Source organism: Streptomyces sp. NPDC001594, from assembly GCF_042893675.1.
GTDB lineage: Bacteria > Actinomycetota > Actinomycetes > Streptomycetales > Streptomycetaceae > Streptomyces.
On the sequence record NZ_JBIAVB010000046.1, the window covers coordinates 1 to 1,193 of the forward strand.

The 1,193-nt window shown below is 75.4% G+C and carries 2 protein-coding genes; both read left to right on the forward strand.

Annotated elements, in window-relative coordinates; all coding sequences use genetic code 11:
* Positions 1–340: 340 nt before the first annotated feature.
* Positions 341–868 (forward strand): SigE family RNA polymerase sigma factor, encoded by a 528-nt coding sequence (locus tag ACFY0O_RS37670; RefSeq protein WP_388955625.1) that lies wholly within the window; start codon positions 341–343, stop codon positions 866–868.
* On the forward strand, positions 852–1,193 hold a 342-nt coding region (locus tag ACFY0O_RS37675; RefSeq protein WP_388955622.1), incomplete at its 3' end, for a hypothetical protein. The genes ACFY0O_RS37670 and ACFY0O_RS37675, both read left to right, overlap by 17 nt.

The following is a 1,193-nucleotide window of genomic DNA, read 5'->3' on the forward strand; positions in this document are numbered from 1 at the left end:
GCTGGCGCTGGGCTTGCCCGAACCTGCGCCCGGCTTCGCCGAGGCCTCGCCCGGTTTCGCCGAAGCCGTCTCCCCCGTCATGGGAGAGTTCGTCGCGCTCGGCCGCGCCGAGGTCGTGGAGCCACCGCCCGATGCGTCGGCCCCGCCCGGCCCGCACGCCGTGGACGCGAGCAGCAGCGCACCGAGGACGGCCGCGGCCGCCGCCTTCGCGATTACCTTGTTTTCCCTGGTCAACAGAGCCCCCTGTGTGGTGTTCTTCGCAGTACACGACCTGTACGCACGCCAGGGGTCGGCGGGTTGCATGCGGATCGGAAGAATTCTGGGACCGCGGGGGGGCGGGATGACGGAGGAGGAGTTCGACGCGTTCTACGCGTCGGCGTTCCCACGGGTCGTGGGCCAGGTGTACTCCTTCACCGGCGACCACGGCCAGGCCCAGGACGCCGTTCAGGAAGCCTTCGTACGCGCCTGGGACCGGCGCGGCGACTTCCTGGCCGGTGAGGCCCCGGAAGCCTGGATCCGCACCGTCGCGATGCGTCTCGCGGTCAGCCACTGGCGGCGGGCCCGGCGCTGGCTGGAGCTGGTACGCCGCACCCCGCCGCCAGAGCACGCCCCTGGGCCGGGTCCCGAACACGTCGCCCTCGTCACGGCGCTGCGCCGGCTCCCGGAGCCCCAACGCCTGGCGATAGTGCTGCACCACCTGTGTGACCTCAGTGTGGAAGAGGTAGCCTCCGAGACCGGCGCTCCGACCGGTACGGTCAAGGCCCGCCTGTCACGCGGCCGGGCGGCCCTCGCCAAGCTGCTGCCGGCGACCGAGGTCGGCGCGCTGGGTGCGAGTGGCGAGGAGAAGGAGGATGACCGTGGCCGATGAGCTGTCCTCCGCCCTGCGCGAGCTGGCCGAAAGCGCCGCCGCCCCCGCGCCCACGACGGGAGCGGAGGTCCGGCGCATGGCCGCTTCCCGGCGCCGTCGCCGGCACTCCGCCTTCGCGGGAGGCGCCGTCGCGGCGGTCGCGGCCCTCGCGTTCGGCCTGGCCGCGGCCCTCGGCGGCCCGGAGCCCCACCGGCACCCCGCACCCCCGCCCGCCGCCTCCCTCACGGCACCCACGACCGATACGCCCTCGGCCGCCGCCCCCACCGGCGCTGTGCCCCCGCCGCCCACCGAGCCCTCCCCGGCCGCGCCGACCCCCAGCGCCCCG